Raw genomic sequence first — 24,856 nt, forward strand, 5'->3', positions numbered from 1 at the left:
CGGAAGAGGCTTTGCGCCGGGCGGCTACTTCTTGCAGTCGCCGCCGACGGAAACCGTGCCGTCCTTGCATTCCGTCAGGATGCGCTCATCGCCCGCGCGCGGGGGCGCGCCGTTCGCGGCGGCATCCGGGGTGGATATTGGGCCTTCGCGCTGGTAAACGATTTTCTTGGTACCGAGTTCGCAGCTGCCCACCACCTGGCCGCTCGCCTCTGCATTCGCATCGACGGTGGCTACGGTGAACCGCGTGACGCCGGCCGCGGCAATCTTCGCTTCGATCTGGGTACGCAGGGCTTCGCAGTTTTCAGCGGCGGCGTTGGCGGTGCCCGCCGAAGCAAGCGCGATGTAAATCAACCAGGGTTTCATGATGAGTCTGTCTCGTACCGAGGGTACCGAGGGGTTTGCGAGCCAAGAGTCTAGCCCCGCATTTCCGGAAGAAGCATCCTCGCACACGCTCTGGTAACCGCAGGTCACGGCCGCCAGGATGCAGACTCATCCGTCCGTCAACTCGTCCAAGCCTATTCGCAAGCGCTTCTGCCCGCCGGAGATTGGCGCACTCTGTTCAGAAAAACGAGCTGGCTCCTCGCCGTGTCGCTGCCTTGGGACGCCGCCTTCATCATCCAGCCGCGTGCCTCGCAGCGGTCTGCCTTGACCGCCGAGCCGTAGAGCGTGGGCCCTGCCAGCAGCACCATGCCCAGCATCTCCTGCGCCTCGGCACTGCCCTCTCCAGCAGCCTGCCGGAGCTCATCGAGCATGGTGCGGTAGTCGCGGGCCGTCTGTGCTTCGAGTGCCAGCTGAAACCGCTGCTCGGCATGCAAGACGATCTTCGGTTCCGGTGGCTGCGCCGCGGAGAGCGCCGCCGTCAGGCAAAGGCCGCTCGCCAGCACGATGCGCCAGCGCAGCGACCAGCTTGCGATTTGATTCAATTCGGATGCCATTTCGATGTTCTCCACCGGTTGTTTGGGTGGAGGGCATCGTGGCAGCAAGCGCTTGCAAAAAGAAACTGGAATTCACACAGGCGGCCTCAGGCCGCGCCTGAGGCCGCGCTTCATCCCGCTTCAGTTGGCGCTCAGGTCCATGAGCATGCGCGACAGCAAGTAGAGCCGCGGCACCACGCTTTCGACTTCGGCGTATTCGTCCGGCGTGTGGATGCCGCCACCCACGATGCCGAAGCCGTCGAGCACCGGCACGCCCACTCCGGCCACCAGGCTGGCATCGGCCGCGCCGCCACTGCTTTCAATGGTGAGCTTCTTGCCGATTTCGGCGTAGATGCCCTCGGCCATGGCCACGAGCTTGTCCGACGCCGGCGAGCGCGGCATCGGCGGCAGGCCGCGGATGAGACGCACGCGAACTTCGGTTTCGGGAATCAGCTTGTTTTGCGAAATGCGGACCAGGTCCTTCTCGACGCGGTCGAGCTCTTCGGGCGTGGCGGCGCGCACATCACCCCTTGCGCTTGCGGTAGCGGGAATTACATTGGTCGGCCCGTTGGCATTGAGCACCGTGAAGTTGACCGTGGTCTTCTTCGCGGCATCGCCCGTCTTCGCCAGCTGCAGCACCTGGTGCGCCACCTCCATCGCCGCATTGCGGCCTGCCTCGGGTGCAACGCCCGCATGCGAGGCCAGCCCCTTCACTTCGATGAGCGCCGTGGCCGAGCCCTTGCGCTCCACCACGAGTCCGTCGGCCGGGCGGCCCGGCTCCAGGTTCAGCGCCACGTCGTGCTGCTTGGCAATGCGCTCGATGAGCGCGCTGGTGCCGACCGAGCCCACCTCTTCGTTCGTGTCGATGAGGAAGGTGATCTGCCCATAGTCCTTGAAGCCGATCTTCTGCAGGATCTTCAGCGCCTGGAGGCCCGCGACCACGCCGCCCTTGTTGTCCATGACGCCGGGGCCGTAGGCGCGCCCGTCCTTGATGTAGAACGGCTTGGCCGCGGCCGTGCCTTCCTTGAACACGGTGTCGATGTGGGCGAGGATCAGGATCTTTTTCTTGCCCTGCCCCGTGATCGTGGCGACCACGTTGGTGCCGGGATGCGGCTCCGCCGAAAATGTCTCGATGCGCGCGTCGAGCTTGCGCAGCTCTGCAACGACGATTTCGCGCACCTTGTCGAGCCCCTCGGTGTTGGCCGAGCCGGAGTCGATGTTGACCATTTGCTCCAGCAGTTTCAGCGCTTCTTCCTTCTGCTGCGTGGCCGCGTCCAGCGCAGCCTGGTGCGGCTTCTGCGCCATGGCGGCGCCAGCGAAGAGCGCGCAAGCCAGTACTGCGCCCTGGCAGGCGGCGCGCAACGGCGCGGGTGTGGTGAAGTGATGGCGCTTGTGAAGAAGAGTCATGGATTCCGTTCTGTTGTTCGTTCGAGGTTGGACGAAAGAAAGCCCGCTGACGCGGGCTCCCTCAGGCTATCACCCGCATTCCGCGCGGGTCAAGCGAACAGAACGGACGGACCTTGCCGGCCTAGCAGCAGCGCCCCTTGCCCCCGCCGTATCGCGCTTCGAGGCGCTCACGGAAGAAGGCCTCGTAGCTCATCGGCGGCTGGCCGGGATGGGTGGCCGCCATGTGGCTCAGGTAGGCGTCGTAGTCGGGCAGCCCGACCATGAGCCGCAGCGACTGCTTGAGCGAACGGGCAAAGTAGCGCCCGGCTTCCGGCAATGCGAGGGCCATGGCCGTGCTCAGCGCGCGGCCGATGCGGCCATCGGTTCGAACGGCGTTTCTTGCGCGGTGGGCCGGTTGGCCGCGCGCGCCGCAAGGCATGCCTTCACGCTGTACACCAGCACGCTCAGCACCACGAACATGAAGAGTGCGCACAGCGCCGCGTCGAGCCGGTCGTTGAAGACGATGCGCGACATGGCCTCGGTGGTCTTCGCGGGCGCCACCAGCACGCCGTTGGCCAGGCCTTCGGTGTACTTGGCCGCGTGCGAGAGAAAGCCGATCTTCGGGTCCGGCGAGAAGATCTTCTGCCAGCCGGCCGTGAGCGTGCAGGCCAGCAGCCACGCGGCCGGTGCAATGGCCACCCACGCATAGCGCTCGCGCTTCATGCGGAACAGCACCACCACGCCGAGCAGCAGCGCCACCGCGGCCAGCATCTGGTTGGAAATGCCGAAGAGCGGCCACAGCGTGTTGATGCCGCCCAGCGGATCGACCACGCCCTGGTAGAGAAAGTAGCCCCAGGCCGCCACGCACAGCGCCGTGGCAAACAGGTTGGCCGGCAGCGAGTCGGTGCGCTTGAGCGCGGGCACGAAGCTGCCCAGCAGGTCTTGCAGCATGAAGCGGCCCGCGCGGGTGCCGGCGTCCACGGCCGTGAGGATGAACAGCGCCTCGAACAAGATGGCGAAGTGGTACCAGAAGGCCATCATGGCCTGCCCGCCGATCACTTGGTGAAGGATGTGGGCCATGCCCACGGCCAGCGTCGGCGCGCCGCCCGCACGGCCGAGGATGGTGGTTTCGCCCACGTCCTTGGCGGTTTGCACCAGCATCTCGGGCGTGACCACGAAGCCCCAGCTCGAAATGGTTTGCGCCGCCTGCTGCGCGGTGCTGCCCACCAACGCGGCCGGGCTGTTCATTGCAAAGTAGATGCCCGGCTCGATGCACGAAGCCGCCACCAGCGCCATGACCGCAACGAAAGACTCGGCGAGCATGCCGCCGTAGCCGATGAAGCGCGCATGGCGCTCGTTGTCGAGCATCTTGGGCGTGGTGCCCGAAGAAATCAGCGCATGAAAGCCCGACACCGCACCGCACGCAATGGTGATGAACAGGAACGGGAACAGGCTGCCCGACCACACCGGGCCGTTGCCCTGCGCAAACTGCGTGACGGCCGGCATCTGCAGCGTGGGCATGACAAACACGATGCCGATGGCCAGCGCGATGATCGTGCCGATCTTCAGGAAGGTCGAAAGGTAGTCGCGCGGCGCCAGCAGCAGCCACACCGGCAGGCTCGCGGCAATGAAGCCGTAGCCCACGAGCATCCAGGTGAGCGCCTTGCCGTCGAAGGTGAAGAGCGGCGCCCATTCGGGGTTCTGGCTCACGGCCTGGCCGCCGAAGATGGCGAGCATGAGCAGCACGAAGCCGATCAGCGACACCTCGCCGATGCGGCCCGGCCGAATGAAGCGCAGGTACACGCCCATGAAGAGCGCCACCGGAATGGTGGCCGCCACCGTGAAGGTGCCCCAGGGCGATTCGGCCAGTGCCTTCACCACGATCAGCGCCAGCACCGCAAGGATGATGATCATGATCATGAAGGTGCCGAAGAGCGCGATCATTCCGGGCACCACGCCCATCTCCTGCTTGACCAGGTCGCCGAGCGAGCGGCCGTCGCGCCGCGTGGAGATGAAGAGAATGATGAAGTCTTGCACCGCGCCCGCGAACACCACGCCCGCCAGCACCCACAAGAGGCCCGGCAGGTAGCCCATCTGCGCCGCGAGCACCGGGCCCACCAGCGGGCCGGCGCCGGCAATGGCCGCGAAGTGGTGGCCGAACAGCACGTTCTTGTCGGTGGGCACGTAGTCGAGCCCGTCGTTGTGGCGGTGCGCTGGCGTCTTGCGGCTGCCGTCGAGCACCAGCACCTTCTCGGCGATGAACAGGCTGTAGTAGCGGTAGGCGATCAGGTAGGTGCAGATCGCGGCCGTCACCACCCAGAGGGCGTTGACGCTTTCGCCGCGCGTGAGGGCAACGGTGCCCAGCGCAAAAGCGCCGAGCACGGCCACGGCGAGCCACACCAGGTGGCGGCGGATGCTGTGCATGGGAATGTCTCCTGGAATTGAACCCGGGAGTGTTCCGCGTCAGCCCCGAGCCCGCATCCGTCGCACCGCGCGGCCCGCGTGCGTGGCTTTGCGTAATGGAAAACCCGGAGAAAACCCCGAAGGCCGGCCCGAATTCAGAGCCTGCGAACCAGCACCGGCTGGCGCGACCAGTACACGCCGTCGAGCCGGTCGAGCCGCACTTCGCCGCCGGTGGACGGCGCATGCACGAACTGCCCCGCGCCCACGTAGATGCCCGCATGCGAGGGCGTGGATGCACCGAAGAGCACCAGGTCGCCCGAGCGAATGTCGGACGCCGCCACCGGCCGGCCGAACCCGGCCAAACGGGCCACCGTGCGCGGCATGGCCTGGCCGGCGCTGTTCTTGTACACGTAGCCGATGAGGCCGCTGCAATCGAACCCACCCTCGGGCGTGTTGCCGCCATAGCGGTACGGTGTGCCGACCAGGCCGAGCGCATGGATCGCCACGCCGTTCGATTGCTCGGCCGTCAGGGGCGAGGTGCTGTAGGTGCCTGTCGAAGGCGGCAGCCGCGGGCTTGCACAGCCCAGCGCCAGGAGGCAGGCGCCAATGGGAAGCAGACGAAGCAGCCGGAGCAGCAGCGGCATGCGGGAACGTGGCGTAGGTGCGGGTACGGGCGCGTCTTGCAAGTCTTGCATGTGGAATGGTGGGTCTTGTGGACGTGGCCAGACTCTAACGCGGCCAGCCCGCGGACCGCCGACGCCACCCGCCTGCCGCGGCGCCGCCTTGCCTAGAAGCTCAACGTTGCCGCGCCCCGCTTGATCAGCTCGTGCATCACGCTGGACCCGGCGATGACCACGCCCTCCAGCAGGTTCTCCTGCGTGTAGCCGCGGCTCTTCACGCAGGGCGTGCAGGCCCAGAGCGTGCCGCCTCGCGAAAGAAAGTCGCGCAGCATGTCCGCCAGCGGGTCCAATGGCTTGACGTGCGTCGTGTCGGACGCGCCGCGCCGCACAAGATCGACGCCCGCGCTGGTGAGAAAAATGGAAACCTTCAGCCCCGACGTCATGCCGCCCAGGGCAATGACCAGTCCGACGGAGGACAATTCATGGTCGATGCCATGCGTGATTACAACGACCAGATCGCGTGTCTCGGTGTTCATAGGGGTCTCCATTGAATGAGTGGAGCCAGCGTACGCTTCATGCCGGAGGCAGGCCATGACCAAAATGCCGGAAGTCTTGACCCAAACATCGCCGGGTCGGTCGGGGGACATGCTGTCGGACCTGCTCGAAAGCATGCACGTCACCGGCATGGTGCTGTTCCGCGCCGAGTTCCGCGAGCCCTGGTGCGTGACGAGCGTCGATTCGGGCCAGATGGCCGCGATGCTCGCGCTCGGTTCGAGCCGCGTGATTCCCTTTCACATCATCGGCTCCGGCGGCTGCAGGATCGAGCTGCCCGAGCGCGAACCCATGCGGCTGAACAGCGGCGATGCCGTGCTGCTGCCGTATGGCGGCGTTCACCGCCTGAGCGGCGGCGACGCCACGGCGCCGGTGCACATCGGCCAGTTGCTGCCACAGCTTCCGTGGGCCGGCATGCCGCTGGTGGAGCATGGCGGAGCCGGCGGTGCCACCAGCATCATCTGCGGATTCATACGCTGCGACGAGCTGCTTTTCCACCCCGTGCTGCGGCACCTGCCCGACGTGCTGCACATCGCCCCCGACACCACGCAGGCCGACCACTGGCTGGCCACCACCATCCGCCATACCGTGACCGAGGCCAGCAAGCCCCAGCCCGGATGGCGCAGCATGCTGCCGCGCCTCACCGAGCTGATGTTCGTGGAAATCCTGCGCAAGCACATGCAGGGCCTCTCGGCCGACGAGGTGGGCTGGTTCGCGGCCTACAACGACGCCGTGGTCGGCCCGGCCCTGAAGCTGCTGCACGCGGCGCCAATGGAGGACTGGAGCCTCGAGAGCCTGGCGCGCGGCGTGGGCGTGTCGCGCACCGTGCTGAGCGAACGGTTCAATCACTTTCTCGACCAGCCGCCGATGCAGTACCTGGCGCACTGGCGCCTTCAGCTGGCCGCAAAGCACCTGAAAAGCAGCGAACTGCCGATCAAGATCATTGCCGACCACGCGAAGTACGAGTCGGAGGCAGCCTTCAGCCGGGCGTTCAAGCGGCGCTTCGGTGTGCCGCCGGGAGACTGGCGCCGACGGCAGGCGACGGGCTGATCGGGGCGGTGAACGGCGCCATGGCACCTATTTGCAAAGAGTCTGCATGAAATCAGCAGGGTTGAAGGGCACAGTTTCCATCGAGCTCGTGCACGAGGCCATTCACGCCGCGGCGCTCAGGAACATGGACATCAGCAGCGTGCTTGAAAGCGCAAAGCTGGATCGCGATCTGCTGAACGCTCCGCGCGCGCGCATTTCGGCCGCGGCCTATTCGCGCATGTGGGTGGCCTTGGCCGACCTGATGGACGACGAGTTCTTCGGCCTCGACAGCCATGGGCTTCGCCGCGGAAGCTATGCGCTCATGACGCGCGCGGCGGTCAGCTCCGACAACCTGGAGCACGCGCTGCGCCGCATCCTCAGGTTTCTTCACGCCACATTGGACGACTTTCACGGGGAGCTGGTCCGCTCGGCGGACGAGGCCCGCGTCATCCTGCATGACGGCGGGGTGCTGCGCCGCCTGTTCGGCTACGGCACCTGGTTCATCCTCGTTCACGGCCTGGCATGCTGGCTCGTGCACAGGCGGATTCCCCTGCGCGAGATGCAGTTCCGGTGCCCGCCTCCCGGCGATGACAGCCACTACCGTACGCGGTTCTGCGAGAACGTGAAGTTCAACGGCGAGACCACGCACATCACGTTCGCAAGCGATCTGCTGGATCTGAAGATCGCGGAATCTCCGGACACGGTCGACAATTTCTTGCGTGCTGCGCCGGCCAACCTGCTGGTCAAGTACCGCAATGACGCGAGCACCAGCGCACAGGTTCGCAACAGGTTGCGCAGCCAGTTGCCCGATGCCTGGCCGGAGCTGGAGAAGCTTGCGCAGGAACTCTGCGTTTCCGGCACCACGCTCCAGCGCCGCCTGCAGCAAGAGGGCCTGAACTACCAGCGCGTGAAGGACGACCTCCGGCGGGACATTGCCATCGATCTGCTGTCGAGCGCGAGCTTGACGGTGGCTGAGGTCGCGGCCCGGACGGGGTTCCAGGAAACCAGCGCTTTTCATCGCGCTTTCAAGAAGTGGACAGGTGTCAGCCCCGGCGCGTATCGCTCCTCTCGCCCCGGTCGGGAATAGGCGCTCCCCAGGAAGAGCTTCGCATGCCCAAAGGCCCCGATCGAATCGAGGCGTTCGGGCATGGGCTTCGGTTGCTTGCAGAACTAACCTCCGCTCGCACTCGCAGCTTGCGTGCGCCAAGCGCTTGTTGAAAGCAAGGAACCCTGGAATGAACCGAATGATGGCACCGCCGCTCAGCGCAGAAACGCTGCGAGCGGCAGTCGATTGGGCAATTGCCACCCGGCGCAGCGTGAGAGCGTATTTGCCAAGGCCGGTGCCACGGGAAGAAATCGAAGCGATCCTCTCGATCGCGCGCTACAGCGCTTCGGGCATGAACATGCAACCCTGGCATGTGCATGTGCTGACCGGGCCTGCGAAGGCAAGGTTGTCCGCGGCCATTGCGGCGCTCGACGACGATCCCCGCCGATCGGACGAACTGCTGGAGCCTTACGACTACTACCCGCGTGAATGGTTCTCGCCTTACCTCGAGCGGCGCCGCAAGGTCGGCTGGGACCTGTACGGCCTGCTTGGCATTGCCAAGGGCGACAAGCAGCGCATGCACCTGCAGCACGGGCGCAACTACCGGTTCTTCGATGCGCCCGTGGGCCTGTTCTTCACCGTCGACCGCTCGCTCCAGGAAGGAAGCCTGCTGGACTACGGCATGTTCCTGCAGAGCGTGATGGTGGCCGCGCGAAGCCGGGGTCTTCACACCTGCCCGCAAGCCGCCTTCCTGAAGTTTCACCGCCAGATCGGCGAACTGCTGAAAGTACCCCCGGGCCAGATGCTCGTTTGCGGCATGAGCCTGGGCTACGCGGACGAGTCGTCGATCGAGAACTCACTAGTTACCGAGCGGGAGCCGGTTTCCTCATTCACGACGTTCCACAACAATGCAAAGGAGACAAGAGCATGAGCGCGGAATCCTACGGAAAGGGCCTCGACCGCTGCGAGGCCAATCATGTGCCGCTGACGCCACTGGGCTTTCTCGATCGCGCCGCGCTGGCGCATCCGGAACGCCCGGCCGTGGTGCACGGCGATCTGTCGCGAACCTGGGCGCAGACGCGCGAGCGCTGCCATCGCCTTGCTTCGGCGCTGGTGATCCGCGGCGTTCAGCCGGGGGACACCGTTTCAGTGCTGGCGCCCAACACGCCCGCCATGCTGGAGGCGCATTTCGGCGTGCCGCTGGCAGGCGCCGTTCTCAATGCGATCAACCACCGCCTGGATGCCGAAGCGATTGCATTCATCCTGCGCCATGGCGAATGCAAGCTGCTGATGGTCGACCGCGAGTTCTCTGCAACGGTTGCCGCTGCCTTGAAGCTGCTCGACGAGCCTCCTGCGGTCATCGACATCAACGACCACCTCGCGCCACCCGGTGAACGCATCGGCCAGACCGACTATGAATCTTTGCTGGCGAGCGGCGACCCGGCCTTTCCCGGCCGCCGGCCGAGCGATGAATGGCAGCCCATTGCCCTGAACTACACCTCCGGCACCACCGGAGACCCGAAGGGCGTGGTCGCGAGCCACCGCGGCACCTACCTCATGAGCCTGCTGCAGATCACGAACTGGGCCATGCCGCGGGCGCCGAAGTATCTGTGGACACTGCCCATGTTCCATGCCAACGGATGGTGCTTCACCTGGGCCGTCACGGCGGCGGCGGGAACCCATGTCTGCCTGCGCAGGGTGTCGGCCGAGGCGGTGCTACAGGCTATCGACAGGCACCAGATCGATCATCTGTGCGCGGCCCCGGTCGTCATGGCCATGCTTGCCGATTCGGCGCAAAACATCAGGCTGTCCCGCCCCGTGCGCGTGCTCACCGCGGGATCCCCTCCTCCGCTTGCCGTGCTCAACAGTGTGTTGGCCATGGGTTTCGATGTGGAGCACGTCTTCGGCATCACGGAGGTTTGCGGCACGCCGGTGAGTTGCGTATGGCAAGACGGCTGGGACGATCTTCCCAAGGCCGATCAGGGCAAGCTGCGGGTGCGCCAGGGCGTGCGCGCCGCCATGTTCGAAGGCCTCATGGTCGGCGATGCGGACACCCTGGCGCCCGTTCCTCCCGACGGAAAAACCGCGGGGGAGCTCATGCTGCGCGGCAACACGGTGATGATGGGCTACTTCAAGAACGAGCCCGCAACGCGCAAGGCGCTCGCCAACGGATGGTTCCGCACCGGAGACGTCGCGGTGCTCCACGGCAACGGCTATGCGCAGATCACCGATCGTTCGAAGGACGTGATCATCTCCGGCGGCGAGAACATTTCTTCCGTCGAAGTCGAGGACGTGGTTCACGGTCACCCGGCGGTCTTGCATGCCGCCGTGGTCGCCCAGCCCGACGAGAAATGGGGCGAAGTGCCTTGCGTTTTCATCGAACTCCGGGCCGGTGCCGCGGCACCGTCGGAGCAAGAAATCATTGCCTTCTGCCGTGAGCGGCTGGCGCACTTCAAGTGTCCGCGCCGCGTAGTCTTCAGCAGCTTGCCGAAAACGGCCACGGGCAAGATCCAGAAATTCCGCCTGCGCCAGCAAGCCGGAAGCCAGGAAGCCATCACCGGGCTCGCGAGGCCGCATGACTGAGTTCGAACCCGCCGCCGCGGCGCCCATAGAGCCCGGCTACCGTTTCTCGCGGACGCACGCCTTCGACGAAGAGCAAGTCAGAAGGTTTGCCCTGGCCGCGGGAGACGACAACCCACTGCACCACGACGCGGAATTTGCAAGAGGCACGCGCTTCGGCGGATTGATAGCAAGCGGCACGCACACCACGTCGCTCTTGATGGGGCTGACCGCCAGCCACTTCGCCAAGAAAGGGAACGTGCTGGGAATCAACTTCTCGGTCGACCTGCTGCGTCCCGTGCGGGCGAGCGAGACGGTACTCATCGAATGGAATGTCTTGTCGATCGCGGCCCGCCCGAGAGGCGGCAGCATCATCGAGATGCAGGGCTGGGTGAAAGACGCGGATGACCGGACCAGCGTTCTTGCGCATGGCACGGTGCTGCTCAATGAGCACAACTGAGGCATCCCCTCGCGTCTTTGGCAGAAAACGAGGCTTTGTTGTCATTGCCGAGCCACCGCGCAGCTCCTAGACTCGCCGCTCCAATGCCATGGAGCAAGGGGTCAACAGCATGTCAAAGCTTCGATTCAGGATCTCGATTTCGCTGGACGGGTTTGTCGCCGGTCCGCACCAAAGCTTGCGGGAGCCGCTCGGGGTTGGCGGCGAGCAATTGCATGAATGGGTGGTCCCGTTGGAGGCCTGGCGCCGGCCACACGGCCTGGATGGCGGCGTGGTGAACGAGAGCACGCCGGTGATGGAAGATGAACTCGTCAACATCGGCGCGACCATCATGGGACGCAACATGTTCGGCGGCGGCCCAGGGCCGTGGGACAACACGAATCCCTGGAACGGCTGGTGGGGGTCCAATCCGCCGTTTCGTCACCCGGTATTCGTGCTGACCCACCACGCACGCGAACCCTTGATGATGGAAGGCGGCACCAGCTTCACGTTCGTGACCGACGGCATCGAGAGTGCACTGGACCAGGCCCGGCGCGCGGCAGGCGGAAAGGACGTGGCACTGGCGGGTGGGGCCAACGCCGCGCAGCAGTACCTGAACGCCGGCCTCGTCGATGAAATGCAGCTGCACCTCGCGCCGATCTTGCTCGGGGGTGGGGAACGCCTGTTCGACGGCGTCGACACCCTGCATTCCCTTGCCCTGGTGAAGACGATCGCGGCGCCGGACGTGACCCACCTGAAATTCGCGAGGACGTAAAAGCGCTGTGTGCGCGGCGCGCTAGCGCAATGGCTGCTGCACAAGCTGGAGCTCGTTGCCGGAAGGGTCGCGCAGCGTTGCAAGGATGCCGCCCCATGCCTGCTGCTCCGGAAGCCCGGTGAACGCAACGCCGAGCGAGGCAAGCTCGCTGTACTTCGACTGAACGTCCGCCACGTCGAATGACAGCCCTGTGAAACGCCCGATAAGCGCCTGATCTTCCGCGGGGGCATCCGCGTCGACATGCTCGACAACCAGGCTCATCGGTCCTGCGTCGAACACGCGAAAGTTCTCTTCGCTCCGCGGCGATGTGAGCGGCAAGCCAAGCAGCTCTTCGTAGAAGCGGGACGCGCCCGGCAGGTCTCGAACAAAAATGCGTGCGGTGCGAAGCTGCATGGTTTCTCCTGGCGAGCGCTGGTGAATGGCTAGGGCATACGAGAAAATGGAGGGCTACCCTTTATTCGCAATCAGTGCAGCGTCACGACGATGGGGGCACCCTTGGTGATGATCATCGTGTGTTCATACTGCGCGGACAAGTTTCCGCTTGCGCCTGCGAGCGTCCACCCGTCGGCAGCTTCCGTCACGATGCGGCTCTTGGTCGAAAGAAACGGTTCGATGGTGATGACCATTCCTTCTTGCAGGATGCGTTTGTCCGAGGGATCGAAATAGCCGGCGATGTGCTCCGGCTCTTCGTGCAGCGCACGGCCGACGCCGTGGCTCCCGAGGTTTTCGATGACCTTGAAACCATAGGCCTTTGCAGTGCGCTCGATGGCGGCGCCGATGGCGTTGATCGGTTGCCCTGCCCTGGCGCTCTTCATTGCTTCGGCAAGGGCCGTACGCGTCGCGTGGCAGAGCCGGGTCTTCTGCGGATTGGTTGGGGGCACCACTCTGGTTCCGCCGGTATCGGCAAAGTAGCCGTCGAGTTCGGCCGACACATCGATGTTCAGGACATCCCCTGCCTTGATGATCCGGTCCCCGGGGATTCCGTGCGCCGCCTCTTCATTGATGCTGATGCACGTCGCACCTGGAAAGTTGTATGTCAGCCTCGGTGCGGAGCGCGCGCCCTGCTCTTCCAACAGCTGCTCGCCCAGCGAGTCGAGCTCGCGCGTGGTCATGCCGGGTTCTGCGGCATCGAGCATCTGGCTCAGCACGAACGAGACTATTCTGCCGATCCGTTTCAATGCTGCGACGTCGTCCTGGGTTTCGATGGTCATCTGAGGTATTTGTGGAAGATTCGGTTGAAAGATCTTTTTTGGGTGGCGCATGGGCCTTGGAGGGCATTATCCGGTACCTATGGCGCCGGTACGCGCCAAACAAACGAGGGAGAGCGTTGAACGTGAATCTGCATCTTCAGGGGGCTGCGTGAGCGAAGCCCCTGCCCTTCAAGACCCCGACCTGCTGCGACGGCTGCTGCGCGCAAAAGACCGGATGGACGCCGCATCGCATGAAGAATGGCCCGTGGGCCGGCTCGCGGAGGTAAGCGGCGTGTCCGAAGCCCACTTCGCACGATCGTTCAAGCAGGCCTTCGGCATTCCGCCGCACCGCTATCTGCTCACCCGGCGCATCGAGCGCGCGATGGCCTTGCTGCGCGAAACCGACCGGCCCATCACCGACATCGCCTTCGATACCGGCTGGGCGAGCCTGGGCACCTTCGGGCGCACCTTTCGCGACGTTACCGGCCACACCCCGAGCGCGGTGCGCTCGCAAGGCAAGCAGGCGGTGCGCGAGCTCGGCGCGGTGCCCGAGTGCATCGTGAGCGCCGCGCGCCGGCCCGGACTCACGACCGCAGTTTCGGAGAAGCGGCGCCAGGCGGCAAACGGTACAAACAGGCCCAAACAAACACAGGAGAGTTCATGAAGCAGGGCATTGATGTAGTCGGTTTGTATGTGCGCGACCAGGACGAGGCGCTTTCGTTTTATGTAGACAAGCTCGGGTTTCGTGTTCACACGGACGTGGGCAACGGCGGCTATCGCTGGCTCACGGTGCAGCACCCGGAGCAGCCGTCATTCCAGCTCGGCCTTTTTCTGCCCGGCCCGCCGGTGCACGACGAGGCAACGGCGCAGGCGCTGCGCGCCATCGTGGCCAAGGGCGCGATGCCTCCGCTGGTGCTCACGGTGGCCGACTGCCGCGCCGCTTACGCCCAGATGCTTGCCAAGGGGGTGGAGTTCACGCAAGAGCCGGTAGAGCGCTACGGCACCGTGGACGCCGGCTTTCGCGACCCTTCCGGAAACGGGTGGAAGATGATCCAGGGCCGCGGCTGAGCGCCGGCGGCACGCCGCCGCAGGGCACTGCGGGCTTGTTGCTAAAGTCCGCGCATGTTCAGATCAAGGCTTTCACTGGCGTTCGCCGCACTGGTTACGCTGGTTTGCATCCAGGCGGCCTTCGTCTACTGGGGCTCGGCGCGCGTCAATGTCTACACGCAGCACAGCCGGCTGGCGAGCGACATCCTCTCCGAACTGCTGGAGCTGTCGGCCAACAAGCAGCGGCTGCGCGTGTGGGCGTCGCAGCAACTGATGAACGCGGGAGCCTCCAGCGAAACGCGCGACCGCTGGTTGGCGGGCATGCAGGCCAGCGCGGCCCGGCTCAACGAGCTGGCGCACCGCGACCTGGCCGTGTGGACCGAGATTGCCGCGAGCGATGGCTCCGCGGTACCCGCGGAGGTCACGCAGCTGGTCGATGCGGTTGAACTGCTGGACGCCAACATTGCCGACGTGCATGAGCGGCTGCTGCGCCTGACGCCGCTGGAGCGAGGCGCCGAATTCTCCGCCGTGTGGCAAGAGCTCAACCAGGTGTTCGACGTGACGCGCGGGCGCGACCTGCGCGAACTGGTGAACGGCGCCATCGAGCGCCAGCGGCGCACGGTGCCGGTGGCTCGTGCCGCCACCGAGCGCGGCCTCGAGGCGCTGCGCCTGAAGGCCATTGCGCTGGCGGCGCTCACGCTGGCCGCGGCCGTGCTGATGGCGGTGCACCTGAACCGCCGTCTGCAGCGGCCGCTCGACCGCCTGCTGGCCGGCACGCAGGCGCTCCAGGCCGGCAACCTCGACCACCGGCTGGCCCTTGGGTCGCACGACGAGTTCGACCGGGTGGCCGAGCATTTCAACGCCATGGCGGTCGAGCTGCAGCAGCACCGCAATGCCGCCGAAGCCGCCCGGCGCCGGCTGGAAGATGCGGTCGAAGCGCGCACCGCAGAGTTGCGCAGCGCGCACGACACCCTGCAGCAGATCGACCAGCGGCGCCGGCAGCTCTTTGCCGACCTCAGCCATGAGCTGCGCACGCCGGCCACGGCCATTCGCGGCGAGGCCGAGATTGCGCTGCGTGGAAGCGACAAGCCGCTCGCCGAATACAAGCAGACGCTGGGGCGCATCGTCGGCGGCGTGAAGCAGCTGGCCGGCGTGATCGACGACCTGATGCTGATCGCACGCGCGGAAGCCGACCAGCTCGTGATGCGGCCCGGCGAGGTCGAGCTGCAACAGCTGGTCGCGGACGCCGCCGAACAGGCCGAAGCGCTCGGTGCGCTGCATGGCGTGCGGGTGCAGCTCGAAGCGCAAGGCGGCACCCCGGCGGCGCAGCCGGTGCACGTTCATGTAGATGCCGACCGCCTTCGCCAGGCGCTGATGATCGTGCTGGACAACGCGGTGCGCTATTCACACGCAGGCGGCACGGTGCGCCTTGGCTGGCGCGAGCGCGGCGAGCAGGTCGACATCGTCGTGCAGGACGAGGGCATCGGCATCGACCCGCACGAAATGCCCACGGTGTTCCAGCGCTTCCACCGCGGTCGGCGCGCGCGCGACCATCGGGTGGAAGGCACCGGCATCGGGCTGTCGATTGCGCAGGCTATCGTGGGCGCGCACCATGGACACATCGGCATCGAAAGCGTTCCCTTTGCCGGCACTACCGTCAGCATCAGCTTGCCAAAGTCGCGCGGCGACCAGGCCGCTTCGCTGGAGGCGGCATGAACATTCTCATCGTGGAAGACGATCCGCGCGTCGCCGATTTTCTGCTGCGCGGTTTGCGCGCCGAGGGCTATGGCGTGCAGCTCGCGCGCACCGGCACCGAGGGCCTGGAGCGCGCGCGCGGCGGCGATCTCTCGCTGCTGGTTCTCGACCTGATGCTGCCCGGCCTGAGCGGCCTTGAGCTGTGCCAGACGCTGCGCGCCGAAGGCCACCATGTGCCGGTGCTGATGCTCACCGCCATGAGCACGCTCGAAGACAAGGTAAAGGGCCTGCGGCTGGGTGCCGACGACTACCTTACCAAGCCGTTTGCGTTCGAGGAACTGCTCGCACGCATCGAAGCGCTGATGCGCCGCGGCCGCGAACAGCGCCCCAAGGCCAGCACCCTGCAGCTGGCCGACCTGGTGCTCGACCGCGAGCGGATGCAGGTCACGCGAGCCGGCCGGCCGGTCTCTCTGACGGCACGCGAGCTGGCCTTTCTGGAGCTGTTGATGAGCGCCCCGGGCCGCGTGTACAGCCGCGAACGCATCCTGTCGAACGTGTGGGGCACCAACGAGGACCCGCTGACCAATGTGGTCGATGTGTATGTGCGCCGCCTTCGCAGCAAGATCGACGACGGCCATGCGCTTGCGCTGCTGAAGACCGTGCGCGGCTTCGGCTACCGGCTCGACGCGCAGGAAAGCTGAAAAGAAGCTCGCCCGCGTTCATGCGCTGTTCATCTGCGCGTTAACCGTTTGTCATTCCGCGCGGAGCCTCGCGTTCATCCGCGCGGCCAACACTTGATTCCTGCGCCGCGATCCGGTGCAGCGCCGTCACAACACGGCGTCGCTTTCACCTCACTGCACAGGAATCAAAAAATGAAGATGCGACTTCTCGCGACCACCACCGCCACCAGCCTGCTGGCCCTTACCTTCGCTGCCGGCGCCAACGCCGCCTCCGGCTCGGCGGCTTGCGCCCCTGTGACGCAAGCGCAGGTCGGCGCGCTGTTCGACCGCTGGAACGATTCGCTGCGCACGCTGGACCCGGACAAGGTCACCGCCAACTACGCACCCGATGGTGTGCTCCTGCCCACCGTGTCGAACAACCCGCGCAGCACGCCCGCGGAAATTCGCGACTACTTCGTCAAGTTTCTGAAGGGCGAGCCCCGGGGCACGATCGACAAGCGCATCATCCGCATCGGTTGCAACGTGGCGCAAGACGTGGGCACCTATACCTTCAAGTTCAAGGACGGCACATCGGTGCACGCGCGCTACACCTACGTGTATGAACTGGTGAACGGCCAGTGGCTCATCGCCCATCATCACTCGTCGGCAATGCCCGAGGCGGTTGCGGGCAAGTAAACGGCCGCACGCGCTGCCGCTGGAGATGCGCGCGGGGTTCCTCCTCACCGGCATTTCCAGCGCCAGCGGATGATCGTCGTGCACCAGGGGCGATGCAAGAGCAGCCCGCCGTGTGGCACGATAAAAGCATGCTCGAGCCATCACGCCGCATTCCATACCGCACCTGGCCAGGCGCGCTTGCTGTTCTGCTTGCAATTGCGGGGTATGTCGGCGGCCTGAAACTGTGGGACAGCCGCACGCCGGGCAGCCGGCCGCTGCCCGCGGGTGAAACGGTGGCCGTAGGGCATGCGCGGTTCGTTCCCGCCGAAGGGTGGGAAATGGACGTGTCCCGCTCCAGGGCGGGCAGGTCCCTGATGCTGTTCAAGGGCGGTCACAAGTTTTTGGTGACGACCGGACCGTGGGCAGGCGGGCCAGACGGGCCGATGACGCGTCAGCAAAGGCTCATGGAGCGGGGCCAGGGCCTGCAGATCGACGGCGACGTGTCCGGCTTTGTCACGGCGTGGGGGCTGCAGGGCAATACCTTTGCCTACTACGGATCGAAGCTGGCGGGCCGGTTCTGGCAGGTGGTCGACCTGCAGCGCCGCTCGCTGGTGCAGATCGACGTCTACGGCGCCAGCGACGGCCTGAACGAGGCCATGGCCGACGCGCGCAGCATGCTCGAGTCGATGGACCTGGAAGCTCCGCAATGAACCTCGAACTTGCCGAACAACAGGATCGCGCCGAATGGCCGGTGGGCACCGATTCGTTCTTCCAGCCGCGCCGCGCGGCCTTCTGGCTGCTGGCGGCGCTGATCGTCAACGGGTTGTTCTACACCTTCAACATGTTCTCGGTCGGGTTCCGGGTCGTCCCCATCACTGCGTTGCTGGGGCTGCTGGTGTGGGGCATCTACACGCTGGTTTTTCTGCTGGTGTTTCGCACGCTCGATTTGCTCGAGCAGCATCCGCCGGAAGCTTTTTTCCTCGCGTTTGCGTGGGGCGGCCTGGGCGCGGTCTACTTTGCCGCGCCGGCGAACATTGCCATCCAGAGCCTGTGCGCCAAGCTGGTGTCGCCCGATTTCGTGGCGGTCTGGGGGCCGGCCATTGCGGGCCCGATCACCGAAGAGTTTTTGAAGCTGGCGGGCGTGGTGCTGCTGATTCTTGTGGCGCGCAACCAGTTCCAGACCTACCTTTCGGTGCTCATCGTCGGGGCCATGACGGGGCTGGGATTCCAGGTGGTCGAAAACCTCACCTACACCGTCAACGCCTCCATGCACTTTCCGCTCGAGAACCAGGTGTACCCCGTGCTGCTGAACCTGTTGACGCGCGGGCTGCTGAGCGGGCTGTGGAGCCACGCGGCCTACACGACCATTGCGTCTTTCGGCGTCGCCTGGTTCCTGCTGCACCCTGAACGCCCCATGGCGGCAAGAATCGGCTGCGCCCTTCTGTGCTTTGCACTGGCCTGGGCCATGCATTTCATCTGGAACTCTCCATGGCTCGAAGACCTTTTCGACGGCGGCTACGGCGAGATGGCGGTGCTGCTTGTCGTCAAGGGCATTCCCGCGATGATTGCGGCCGGGCTCTTCTGGCGCGTGGCCGCCCGTGAGAACGGCGCCTACCTGCATGCCCTTGCAGCCTATTTCGTGCCCGAGCGCGACCTGATCCGCGACGACGAGTGGGTTCGCCTGGGCGCGCCTTTGTCGCGCTACAGGGTTCGCATTGAAATGGGATGGACCTTCGGCCTGCGTGCACGGCGCCTGAAGACCCAGCTTCAGCGCGAGCAGCTGCGGCTCATCCGCAAGGCCATGACCTACGGCCGCGGGGCGCAGACGCTGCGGCACGAGGTGGCAATACGGCGGCTGCGGGCCATGCTCGATCCGCTCATCGCACCCCAACCCTGAGGCACTCGCTAACCCTGGCGTGCAAAGCGGCCCGGCGGCTGGCCCACATGGCGGCTGAACGCGGTGCTGAATGTGCTGGCGGAGCCGTAGCCCACGCGCTCGGCAACTTCCGCAATGCCGACGTCGCTGCGAGCCAGCAGGTCTTTGGCCAGCGCCATGCGCCAGGCAAGCAGGTACTCCATGGGCGGCAGGCCCACGGCGCGCGAGAAGCGTTCAAAAAAAGCCGAACGCGACAGTGCGGCCTTTCTTGCAAGATCGGCCACTGTCCACGGTTGCGCGGGAGCGCCATGCAGCTGCCGCAGCGCGGCGGACAAGCGCGGGTCGGCCAACCCGCGGAGCAGCCCCGGCGGCGCGCGCTCCCCGGGCGTGGAGCGCAGGGCTTCGATCAGCAGCAGTTCGACAAGGCGTTCGAGTACGAGGTCGCGCCCGGGTTTCTGTTGGAGCGATTCCTCCCTTACGAGCTGCACCAGCACCGAAAGGCGCCCGATGTCCCTTACATGCAGCAGCGTGGGGAGCAGCGACGCCAGCAATGAGGCGTCTGGCGAATCGAAGGCAAAGTAGCCGCCGAGCATCCGCATGTCCGGCGGGCCTTCGCGCCTGCCGTGGCGAATTTCTTCCGTTGGCGCGGGCGCCTTCCTGGCGTCTACAAACACCGGCGCCGCCGGTTCGAGGCCCGACATGGTGAACCCCGGCGTGGCCGGCATGAGCACGAAGTCGCCGGCGGCAAGGGCAAGCGGCTCTTGCCCGTCTACCGCAAGGACGCATTCGCCCTCGAGCATGGTGCAGAAGCTGGGCTCGCCGAAAGCCGAATAGCGAACCGCCCAAGAGCCCGCGCCGCTGATGACCTTCGAGTACACCGCGCGCGGACGCAGCAGCTTGACGACATCGGCGAGCGGATCGGGCATGCCGGACTCCTGCAAATAAAACAAGGACTATAGGTTATTCAAAGTCCTGCCCTACGCCGATATCGTGACGCACCTTCACCAATCTCAAAGGAACCCAATGAAGACCGTCCTGATCACCGGCTGCTCGTCTGGCTACGGCCTGGAAACCGCGCGGCACTTTCACGCGCAAGGCTGGCATGTCATTGCCACCATGCGCACGCCGCGCGCCGAACTCCTGCCTTTGTCGGAACGCCTGCGCGTGCTGCCGCTCGACGTGACAAAGCCCGGGAGCATTGCCGCCGCGGTCGAAGCCGCCGGGCCCATCGACGTGCTGGTCAACAACGCGGGGCTGGGGCTCTTCGGCGCGTTCGAGGCAACGCCCATGGCCACCGTGCGCGAGATATTCGAAACCAACACCTTCGGCATGATGGCGATGACCCAGGCCGTGCTGCCGCAGTTCCGGCTCCGGAAGTCGGGCGTGGTCATCAATGTCACATCCACTGTCACCCTTGTGCCCATGCCCCTGGTGGCGGCGTACACCGCAAGCAAGACTGCCATCGAAGGCTTCACCGAGTCACTGGTGTTCGAGCTCGCCCCTTTCAACATTCGCGCAAAGCTCGTCGAGCCGGGCTATGGGCCGGGCACGCAATTCACGGCCAACGGCGCGGAGCGCATGCAGGGCCTGGTTCCCGAGGCGTATGCACCTTTGGCGCACAGCGTGTTCGCAGAATTGGGAAACCCGGCGGCAGTGACCACCGCAGCCGATGTGTCCGAGGCGGTGTGGCGGGCAGCGCATGACCCCGCCTCTACGTTGCGGTATCCGGCAGGCGCGGACGCGGTTGCGCTTTCCGGCGGCAAGTAAAGGCGCCGCGACGTCTACCGGCACATGGCCGCACATCAGGAGGCCACGTCAGACTACAGCCGGTTGGCCGCGAGCCTTTTAGCGTTCTGTTTTTTGCCGAGCCGCAGCATGGCGATCCGCTCCCGCTCGGCCTTGCATCGGAGCGCTGGCCTTGAACCCTTTGGATGATCCGGCAGAGACGAGTTTTTCAAGCCGCAAGCGCTGGCTCGGCAAGGCGTTTGCATGCGCCACGCTCGCTGCACTTTTGCTGGGCGCGTGGGCCGTCGCGACCGGCAGGCTCAAGATCCCCGACCGCTTCAATCCATGGGCGCCGCTCGACGTGACTGCGCCGCCCGGCTGGCTGACCGGCTACAAGCTTTCGCGCGCCCGCAGCGAGCCTGGGCGTTGCCTTGCTGCACTGGCGCAAACCGGCATGCAGTACGACCTGTTGCCGGACCGGGTCACCGGCCCGGGCTGCGGCTTCAAGAACGCGGTGAGGCTGCGCTCTGCCGGCGTGCGGCTCGGCACCGCGCCTTCGCTGAGCTGCCCCATGGCGCTGTCCTTCTTCATGTGGGAGAGGCACGCACTGCAACCCGCGGCCATGCAGCACTTCGGCCAGCCTGTGGCGGCGGTCGAGCACCTGGGCAGCTACGCCTGCCGCAACGTGAACCGCGGTGAAGGCGCCGTGCCGGGTGCTTCGCGCAGCCGCCATGCGACAGCCGATGCGCTCGACGTTGCGGGCCTGACGCTTGCCAACGGCCGGCGCATCACGGTGCTGCAGGCCTGGCCACGCAGCGGCTCCGCCGATGCGGCAAGCACCAATGATCCCGCAGCCCTGCTGGTGCGCGATGCGCACCGCGGCGCCTGCCGGTTCTTCAACGGCGTCCTGGGGCCCGACTACAACGCGGCGCACCGGGACCACCTTCATCTGGAAACCGGCGGGTACGACGTGTGCCGCTGACAGCGGCTTCTCTCCAAACACGCGTCATAGAGAAGGCGTGTTGATGCGCCTTGCGGAACAGATGAGAACCTTGGAGCTACATCGTCCGCGCTTCCCTGAAAAGAGCTAGGCGGCCGCATGGGATTCACACACAATCCCGCCGGTGTTGAAGTTTGCGCACGGCAAACACCCACCGCTCCCATCGCGAAGCTACCCAAGGACCGCCAATGCATTGCCCGATCCGCCGCTCCCTTGCCACAACCGCCGCGGCCCTGAGCCTGGCAGCCCTGCTGGCCTCGTGCGGTGGTGGTGGCGGCGGCGGGGGTGGAGGCGGCGGAGTGATCGGTGTTCCGGCGGCTCCTCCGCCCACCACGGCCCAGCTGCCCGAACGCGAAGCGCTCATTGCCCGGGCACGGGCGCTCGAACTGAACACGCCCTATGTGCCTCCGCCCGGCAACGTGCTGGAGCACCACACCTCCGGCTATGCCAAGACGATGTGTTCCGCCGTGTTCATCACGGGCATCGACATCGACGTTGCCGCCGAGAGCCTCGGCTACTTCGTGGCCCCCTATGAGCAGCGCAAGAACGTCGGCCAGCCCGTGGTCGACCGCGTGAAGAAGGAGGTCCGCATCTCGATTCCCAACGGCCCGACGCTCGTGGCGCGCTACCTTGGCTCGCAGGGCTGCGTCACGCTGCCGGCAGGCAGCGACGGCGTTTTCTTCACGCCCGTCGAGGTCAAGACCACCCTGCCCGACCCTGCGACGCAACCCTGGCCAATGGGCGACGTGCTCCCCGGCGACCCGCCACCCGCGGAAGTCAACATGGCGAAGGTGAACGAGGCGGTCGAGGCGGCATTCGGGGTGCCGGAGGCCTACACGGCGGCTTTCGTGGTCACGCACAAGGGGCGCATCGTTGCGGAGCGCTACATGAACGGCATCGGCCCGACGACGCCGCTCGAATCATGGTCGATGGGCAAGAGCGTCGTCGCCACCATGATGGGCGTACTCATCAACCAGGGGGTGTACAAGCTCGACCAGCAGGCACCGATTCCCGAATGGCAAGGAGCCGGCGACGGCCGCCAGCAGATCAAGATTTCCGACATCCTGCAGATGTCGAGCGGGCTGCGCATCAAGGCGCCCGACGACCCGGACTTTGACCCCAACGGCACCTATCCCGATCACACCTACTACTACACGGGCCGGATCAACGCCTTCAACTACGCCGCCACGCGGCCGCAGCAATGGCCGCCCGGTGCGGTGGGCCGCTACCGCAACACCGACCCCGTGCTTGCCAACTACCTGGTGCGGCTTGCGGTGGAAAAGCGCGGCGAGGAGTACCTCTCGTTTCCGCAGCGCGCACTGTTCGACAAGATCGGCATTCGCTCGATGGTGATCGAGACCGACCCCTACGGCAACTTTCTCACGCAGGGCTACGACTTCATGTCGGCACGCGATTGGGCCCGCCTCGGCAACCTCTACCTGCAGGACGGCGTGTGGAACGGCGAGCGCATCCTTCCCGAAGGCTTCGTCAACTTCGTGAGCAGCGTTGCACCGGCGTGGGCCGCGGACAAGCGCCCCATCTACGGCGGCTTCTTCTGGATCAACGGCATGAGTTCGCTGGCCGCGCCGACGTCGGCCTACTACATGCTTGGCGCGGGAGGCCAGTTCGTGCTGGTGATTCCTTCGCACGATCTCATCGTCGTGCGGATCGGGCATTCCAAGGGCCAGTGGTTCGCAACCTCAACGCTGAACAAGGCGCTTGCGCTGCTGACCGCCGCGGTGCCGCGCGTGCGCTGACAGCGGCAAGCAATCAGGACGCGGGCGCGCCCTTGCGCAAGGTGGGCAAGCCCACGCCTGCGGCATCGAAGCCGCCGTCCACCGCAAGCACCTGGCCGTTGATGAAGCTGGCCTCGTCGCTGCACAGAAAGCCCACCGTGTTGGCCATTTCTTCGGTCGTGCCGTAGCGGCCCAGCGGAATGGTGTCGTAGTAGTCGGAGCGGATTGCCACGGTGTGCACGAGCTTGGCCATTTCGGTTTCGACCGGCCCCGGGGCGATCACGTTCACGCGCACGCCGGCGTTGCCGAGTTCGACCGCATGCTGCTTGGTCAGGTGGATGAGCGCCGCCTTGCTGGTGCCATAGGCAACCCGCAGCGTGCTCGCGCGCAGGCCGGAAATGGAGGCGACGTTGACCACCGCGCCACGCCCGCGCGCCACCATCAGCGCGCCGAAGGCCTGAGTGCACAGGAATGCGCCGTCGAGGTTGGTGCCGAGCACCGTGCGCCACTCTTCGAACGACGTCTGGAGCACCGGCTTGAACACCGCCACGCCCGCGTTGTTGACCAGCGCATCGACATGGCCGAAGCGCTCGACCACGGCCTTGGCGGCAATGGTGACCTGCGACGGATTCGAGACGTCGCAGTGCAGGCCGAGCACCCTCTCGGGTTGAGCCAGATCGGCCACCGCCTGATCGAGCGTGGGGGCATCGATGTCGAGCAGCGCCACGTTGTAGCCATGCGCCAGAAACCATCGGCCGATGGCCAGGCCGATGCCGCGTGCACCTCCGGTGACGACAGCGACACGAGACGAAGCGAGGAGATCGGTCATGGAAGTTTCTAGCGTGAGCGGAGTGGTGCAGGCGGAATTGTGCGCCCCGTGGGCCAGTAGTCAGCGACCGAACACCAACAGCAGGTTGTTCGCAGGCATTGCACGGCGTTCACGCAACGAGAGGCCAGCTGCGCGCGCTTCTGCCGCCACGTCTTTCAGGCGGCGAATGCCCCAGGCAGGGTTGCGTGAACGCAAGTCTTCGTCGAACGCCAGGTTGCTGGGCGCGGGTGCGGCGTCTTCTTCGAAGTAAGGCCCGTAAGTGATCAGCAACCCGCCGGGCAGCAGATGCTGCGCGGCCCCTTGCATCAACGCGGCGCATGCGGCCCATGGCGCGATGTGGAGCATGTTGGCGCAGTAGATTGCGTCGAACTTCGTTTCTTCTTCGCCTTGGACGAGCGCAGCGCCTTGCGGTAGCCATTGCGGCGCCATCACGTCGAGCAGGAGCGGCGGCCGGAGATTGGGCAGCGCGGCTGCTTCGACGCGCCTCTCAAGAGCGGGGAGCATGCGGGCATCCGCGTCGGTAGGCTGCCATGTCCACTGAGGCATTGCCGCCGCAAACCAGGCGGCATGCTGGCCGGTGCCGGATGCGATTTCCAGCGCGGCGCCGCGCTCGCCGAGGATGCGTGCCAATGCCTCGAGGATGGGCTGCTTGTTGCGGTCGGCGGCTGGGCTGTGGGGTAAATCGGGCATTCTGGAATCGGCGCG

28 protein-coding genes are annotated in these 24,856 nt (G+C 65.8%); 16 read left to right on the top strand and 12 right to left on the bottom strand.

The genetic code is table 11. The features are described from left to right. Positions 1 to 24: 24 nt before the first annotated feature. The 7 genes from V9L21_RS00715 to V9L21_RS00745 all read right to left on the bottom strand — a co-directional run bounded on the left by V9L21_RS00715 (position 25) and on the right by V9L21_RS00745 (position 5,859). On the bottom strand, positions 25 to 363 hold the full coding sequence (locus V9L21_RS00715) for a DUF1161 domain-containing protein (protein WP_337308300.1): 339 nt from the start codon (positions 361 to 363) through the stop codon (positions 25 to 27). 152 nt (positions 364 to 515) lie between these two features. Continuing rightward, positions 516 to 935: a sel1 repeat family protein gene (locus V9L21_RS00720; protein WP_337308301.1), complete on the bottom strand. Its 420-nt coding sequence runs from the start codon at positions 933 to 935 to the stop codon at positions 516 to 518. Positions 936 to 1,055: 120 nt separating this feature from the next. After that, positions 1,056 to 2,321, bottom strand: a complete 1,266-nt coding sequence (locus V9L21_RS00725; RefSeq protein WP_337308302.1) for a glutamate carboxypeptidase — start codon at positions 2,319 to 2,321, stop codon at positions 1,056 to 1,058. 121 nt (positions 2,322 to 2,442) lie between these two features. Next, positions 2,443 to 2,649, bottom strand: a complete 207-nt coding sequence (locus V9L21_RS00730) for a YbdD/YjiX family protein (protein WP_281146334.1) — start codon at positions 2,647 to 2,649, stop codon at positions 2,443 to 2,445. 8 nt (positions 2,650 to 2,657) lie between these two features. Next, positions 2,658 to 4,724: a carbon starvation CstA family protein gene (locus tag V9L21_RS00735; protein ID WP_337308303.1), complete on the bottom strand. Its 2,067-nt coding sequence runs from the start codon at positions 4,722 to 4,724 to the stop codon at positions 2,658 to 2,660. Between the two features lie 134 nt (positions 4,725 to 4,858). Continuing rightward, positions 4,859 to 5,347, bottom strand: coding sequence for a C40 family peptidase (locus tag V9L21_RS00740; RefSeq protein ID WP_337308304.1), 489 nt, complete (start codon positions 5,345 to 5,347; stop codon positions 4,859 to 4,861). A gap of 143 nt (positions 5,348 to 5,490) precedes the next feature. Then, positions 5,491 to 5,859, bottom strand: coding sequence for a DsrE family protein (locus V9L21_RS00745; protein WP_337308305.1), 369 nt, complete (start codon positions 5,857 to 5,859; stop codon positions 5,491 to 5,493). A 55-nt stretch (positions 5,860 to 5,914) separates the two neighbouring features. Here V9L21_RS00745 and V9L21_RS00750 point away from each other — a divergent pair, with 55 nt between their 5' ends. The 6 genes from V9L21_RS00750 (at position 5,915) to V9L21_RS00775 (ending at position 11,719) form a co-directional block, all read left to right on the top strand. Continuing rightward, entirely contained in the window at positions 5,915 to 6,925 is a 1,011-nt protein-coding gene (locus tag V9L21_RS00750; RefSeq protein WP_337308306.1) for an AraC family transcriptional regulator, read from the top strand. A gap of 46 nt (positions 6,926 to 6,971) precedes the next feature. Next, positions 6,972 to 7,991 carry an AraC family transcriptional regulator gene (locus tag V9L21_RS00755; RefSeq protein ID WP_337308307.1) on the top strand — a complete coding sequence of 340 codons (1,020 nt, stop codon included), beginning with the start codon at positions 6,972 to 6,974 and terminating at the stop codon, positions 7,989 to 7,991. Between the two features lie 148 nt (positions 7,992 to 8,139). Further along, positions 8,140 to 8,880 (top strand): nitroreductase, encoded by a 741-nt coding sequence (locus tag V9L21_RS00760; RefSeq protein ID WP_337308308.1) that lies wholly within the window; start codon positions 8,140 to 8,142, stop codon positions 8,878 to 8,880. Further along, positions 8,877 to 10,532: an AMP-binding protein gene (locus tag V9L21_RS00765; protein ID WP_337308309.1), complete on the top strand. Its 1,656-nt coding sequence runs from the start codon at positions 8,877 to 8,879 to the stop codon at positions 10,530 to 10,532. Before V9L21_RS00760 ends, V9L21_RS00765 begins: the two co-directional genes overlap by 4 nt. Next, entirely contained in the window at positions 10,525 to 10,968 is a 444-nt protein-coding gene (locus V9L21_RS00770; RefSeq protein WP_337308310.1) for a MaoC family dehydratase, read from the top strand. Before V9L21_RS00765 ends, V9L21_RS00770 begins: the two co-directional genes overlap by 8 nt. Before the next feature lie 109 nt (positions 10,969 to 11,077). Further along, complete coding sequence (locus V9L21_RS00775; protein ID WP_337308311.1) at positions 11,078 to 11,719, top strand: dihydrofolate reductase family protein; 642 nt, start codon at positions 11,078 to 11,080, stop codon at positions 11,717 to 11,719. Positions 11,720 to 11,740: 21 nt separating this feature from the next. Here V9L21_RS00775 and V9L21_RS00780 read toward each other — a convergent pair whose 3' ends face one another. Together V9L21_RS00780 and map are read right to left on the bottom strand one after the other, a co-directional pair. Then, complete coding sequence (locus tag V9L21_RS00780) at positions 11,741 to 12,112, bottom strand: VOC family protein (RefSeq protein WP_337308312.1); 372 nt, start codon at positions 12,110 to 12,112, stop codon at positions 11,741 to 11,743. Positions 12,113 to 12,183: 71 nt separating this feature from the next. Continuing rightward, entirely contained in the window at positions 12,184 to 12,930 is a 747-nt protein-coding gene (gene map / locus V9L21_RS00785) for a type I methionyl aminopeptidase (protein ID WP_337308313.1), read from the bottom strand. 148 nt (positions 12,931 to 13,078) lie between these two features. Between map and V9L21_RS00790 the strand changes: the two genes are divergently transcribed. From V9L21_RS00790 to V9L21_RS00820, 7 genes are all read left to right on the top strand, one after another. Further along, on the top strand, positions 13,079 to 13,573 hold the full coding sequence (locus V9L21_RS00790) for a helix-turn-helix transcriptional regulator (protein ID WP_337308314.1): 495 nt from the start codon (positions 13,079 to 13,081) through the stop codon (positions 13,571 to 13,573). Beyond that, on the top strand, positions 13,570 to 13,977 hold the full coding sequence (locus V9L21_RS00795) for a VOC family protein (RefSeq protein WP_337308315.1): 408 nt from the start codon (positions 13,570 to 13,572) through the stop codon (positions 13,975 to 13,977). Before V9L21_RS00790 ends, V9L21_RS00795 begins: the two co-directional genes overlap by 4 nt. Before the next feature lie 54 nt (positions 13,978 to 14,031). After that, positions 14,032 to 15,672 carry a sensor histidine kinase gene (locus V9L21_RS00800; RefSeq protein ID WP_337308316.1) on the top strand — a complete coding sequence of 547 codons (1,641 nt, stop codon included), beginning with the start codon at positions 14,032 to 14,034 and terminating at the stop codon, positions 15,670 to 15,672. Next, positions 15,669 to 16,352: a response regulator transcription factor gene (locus tag V9L21_RS00805; RefSeq protein WP_337308317.1), complete on the top strand. Its 684-nt coding sequence runs from the start codon at positions 15,669 to 15,671 to the stop codon at positions 16,350 to 16,352. Before V9L21_RS00800 ends, V9L21_RS00805 begins: the two co-directional genes overlap by 4 nt. 171 nt (positions 16,353 to 16,523) lie before the next feature. After that, entirely contained in the window at positions 16,524 to 17,006 is a 483-nt protein-coding gene (locus V9L21_RS00810) for an SgcJ/EcaC family oxidoreductase (protein WP_337308318.1), read from the top strand. A gap of 128 nt (positions 17,007 to 17,134) precedes the next feature. Next, on the top strand, positions 17,135 to 17,695 hold the full coding sequence (locus tag V9L21_RS00815; RefSeq protein ID WP_337308319.1) for a hypothetical protein: 561 nt from the start codon (positions 17,135 to 17,137) through the stop codon (positions 17,693 to 17,695). After that, on the top strand, positions 17,692 to 18,882 hold the full coding sequence (locus V9L21_RS00820) for a PrsW family intramembrane metalloprotease (protein WP_337308320.1): 1,191 nt from the start codon (positions 17,692 to 17,694) through the stop codon (positions 18,880 to 18,882). The genes V9L21_RS00815 and V9L21_RS00820 overlap by 4 nt, the downstream gene beginning before the upstream one ends. An 8-nt stretch (positions 18,883 to 18,890) precedes the next feature. On the opposite strand, the gene V9L21_RS00825 is transcribed toward V9L21_RS00820, so the two are convergent. Continuing rightward, the gene (locus tag V9L21_RS00825; RefSeq protein WP_337308321.1) at positions 18,891 to 19,787 is read right to left on the bottom strand and encodes an AraC family transcriptional regulator; all 897 of its coding nucleotides are present in this window, start codon (positions 19,785 to 19,787) and stop codon (positions 18,891 to 18,893) included. Between the two features lie 97 nt (positions 19,788 to 19,884). On the opposite strand from V9L21_RS00825, the gene V9L21_RS00830 reads away from it, so the two are divergent. The 3 genes from V9L21_RS00830 (at position 19,885) to V9L21_RS00840 (ending at position 23,343) form a co-directional block, all read left to right on the top strand. Further along, a complete protein-coding gene (locus V9L21_RS00830; RefSeq protein WP_337308322.1) occupies positions 19,885 to 20,628 on the top strand; it encodes an SDR family oxidoreductase in 744 nt (247 codons plus the stop codon). Positions 20,629 to 20,779: 151 nt separating this feature from the next. Beyond that, positions 20,780 to 21,568: an extensin-like domain-containing protein gene (locus V9L21_RS00835; RefSeq protein ID WP_443304485.1), complete on the top strand. Its 789-nt coding sequence runs from the start codon at positions 20,780 to 20,782 to the stop codon at positions 21,566 to 21,568. 206 nt (positions 21,569 to 21,774) lie between these two features. Then, a complete protein-coding gene (locus V9L21_RS00840) occupies positions 21,775 to 23,343 on the top strand; it encodes a serine hydrolase domain-containing protein (RefSeq protein WP_337308323.1) in 1,569 nt (522 codons plus the stop codon). 13 nt (positions 23,344 to 23,356) lie between these two features. Here the strand turns inward: V9L21_RS00840 and V9L21_RS00845 are convergent, their stop codons facing one another. Next, complete coding sequence (locus V9L21_RS00845; RefSeq protein ID WP_337308324.1) at positions 23,357 to 24,151, bottom strand: SDR family NAD(P)-dependent oxidoreductase; 795 nt, start codon at positions 24,149 to 24,151, stop codon at positions 23,357 to 23,359. Positions 24,152 to 24,211: 60 nt separating this feature from the next. Beyond that, complete coding sequence (locus tag V9L21_RS00850) at positions 24,212 to 24,841, bottom strand: DUF938 domain-containing protein (RefSeq protein ID WP_337308325.1); 630 nt, start codon at positions 24,839 to 24,841, stop codon at positions 24,212 to 24,214. Positions 24,842 to 24,856: the final 15 nt, after the last annotated feature.

The sequence above is a fragment of the Variovorax sp. CCNWLW235 genome (assembly GCF_037204085.1).
Classification (GTDB): Bacteria; Pseudomonadota; Gammaproteobacteria; order Burkholderiales; family Burkholderiaceae_C; genus Variovorax.

What these genes read in the sequence shown, in the direction of transcription:
- V9L21_RS00770 (WP_337308310.1), top strand. Translation starts at nt 10,525, where the DNA reads ATGACTGAGTTCGAACCCGCCGCCGCGGCGCCCATAGAGCCCGGCTAC.
- V9L21_RS00775 (WP_337308311.1), top strand. Translation starts at nt 11,078, where the DNA reads ATGTCAAAGCTTCGATTCAGGATCTCGATTTCGCTGGACGGGTTTGTC.
- V9L21_RS00745 (WP_337308305.1), bottom strand. Translation starts at nt 5,859, where the DNA reads ATGAACACCGAGACACGCGATCTGGTCGTTGTAATCACGCATGGCATC.
- V9L21_RS00825 (WP_337308321.1), bottom strand. Translation starts at nt 19,787, where the DNA reads ATGCCCGATCCGCTCGCCGATGTCGTCAAGCTGCTGCGTCCGCGCGCG.
- V9L21_RS00750 (WP_337308306.1), top strand. Translation starts at nt 5,915, where the DNA reads ATGACCAAAATGCCGGAAGTCTTGACCCAAACATCGCCGGGTCGGTCG.
- V9L21_RS00735 (WP_337308303.1), bottom strand. Translation starts at nt 4,724, where the DNA reads ATGCACAGCATCCGCCGCCACCTGGTGTGGCTCGCCGTGGCCGTGCTC.
- V9L21_RS00730 (WP_281146334.1), bottom strand. Translation starts at nt 2,649, where the DNA reads ATGGCCCTCGCATTGCCGGAAGCCGGGCGCTACTTTGCCCGTTCGCTC.
- V9L21_RS00740 (WP_337308304.1), bottom strand. Translation starts at nt 5,347, where the DNA reads ATGCCGCTGCTGCTCCGGCTGCTTCGTCTGCTTCCCATTGGCGCCTGC.
- V9L21_RS00760 (WP_337308308.1), top strand. Translation starts at nt 8,140, where the DNA reads ATGAACCGAATGATGGCACCGCCGCTCAGCGCAGAAACGCTGCGAGCG.
- V9L21_RS00810 (WP_337308318.1), top strand. Translation starts at nt 16,524, where the DNA reads ATGAAGATGCGACTTCTCGCGACCACCACCGCCACCAGCCTGCTGGCC.
- V9L21_RS00755 (WP_337308307.1), top strand. Translation starts at nt 6,972, where the DNA reads ATGAAATCAGCAGGGTTGAAGGGCACAGTTTCCATCGAGCTCGTGCAC.
- V9L21_RS00795 (WP_337308315.1), top strand. Translation starts at nt 13,570, where the DNA reads ATGAAGCAGGGCATTGATGTAGTCGGTTTGTATGTGCGCGACCAGGAC.
- V9L21_RS00840 (WP_337308323.1), top strand. Translation starts at nt 21,775, where the DNA reads ATGCATTGCCCGATCCGCCGCTCCCTTGCCACAACCGCCGCGGCCCTG.
- V9L21_RS00780 (WP_337308312.1), bottom strand. Translation starts at nt 12,112, where the DNA reads ATGCAGCTTCGCACCGCACGCATTTTTGTTCGAGACCTGCCGGGCGCG.
- V9L21_RS00800 (WP_337308316.1), top strand. Translation starts at nt 14,032, where the DNA reads ATGTTCAGATCAAGGCTTTCACTGGCGTTCGCCGCACTGGTTACGCTG.
- map (WP_337308313.1), bottom strand. Translation starts at nt 12,930, where the DNA reads ATGACCATCGAAACCCAGGACGACGTCGCAGCATTGAAACGGATCGGC.
- V9L21_RS00830 (WP_337308322.1), top strand. Translation starts at nt 19,885, where the DNA reads ATGAAGACCGTCCTGATCACCGGCTGCTCGTCTGGCTACGGCCTGGAA.
- V9L21_RS00715 (WP_337308300.1), bottom strand. Translation starts at nt 363, where the DNA reads ATGAAACCCTGGTTGATTTACATCGCGCTTGCTTCGGCGGGCACCGCC.
- V9L21_RS00850 (WP_337308325.1), bottom strand. Translation starts at nt 24,841, where the DNA reads ATGCCCGATTTACCCCACAGCCCAGCCGCCGACCGCAACAAGCAGCCC.
- V9L21_RS00725 (WP_337308302.1), bottom strand. Translation starts at nt 2,321, where the DNA reads ATGACTCTTCTTCACAAGCGCCATCACTTCACCACACCCGCGCCGTTG.
- V9L21_RS00845 (WP_337308324.1), bottom strand. Translation starts at nt 24,151, where the DNA reads ATGACCGATCTCCTCGCTTCGTCTCGTGTCGCTGTCGTCACCGGAGGT.
- V9L21_RS00805 (WP_337308317.1), top strand. Translation starts at nt 15,669, where the DNA reads ATGAACATTCTCATCGTGGAAGACGATCCGCGCGTCGCCGATTTTCTG.
- V9L21_RS00765 (WP_337308309.1), top strand. Translation starts at nt 8,877, where the DNA reads ATGAGCGCGGAATCCTACGGAAAGGGCCTCGACCGCTGCGAGGCCAAT.
- V9L21_RS00720 (WP_337308301.1), bottom strand. Translation starts at nt 935, where the DNA reads ATGGCATCCGAATTGAATCAAATCGCAAGCTGGTCGCTGCGCTGGCGC.
- V9L21_RS00820 (WP_337308320.1), top strand. Translation starts at nt 17,692, where the DNA reads ATGAACCTCGAACTTGCCGAACAACAGGATCGCGCCGAATGGCCGGTG.
- V9L21_RS00815 (WP_337308319.1), top strand. Translation starts at nt 17,135, where the DNA reads ATGCTCGAGCCATCACGCCGCATTCCATACCGCACCTGGCCAGGCGCG.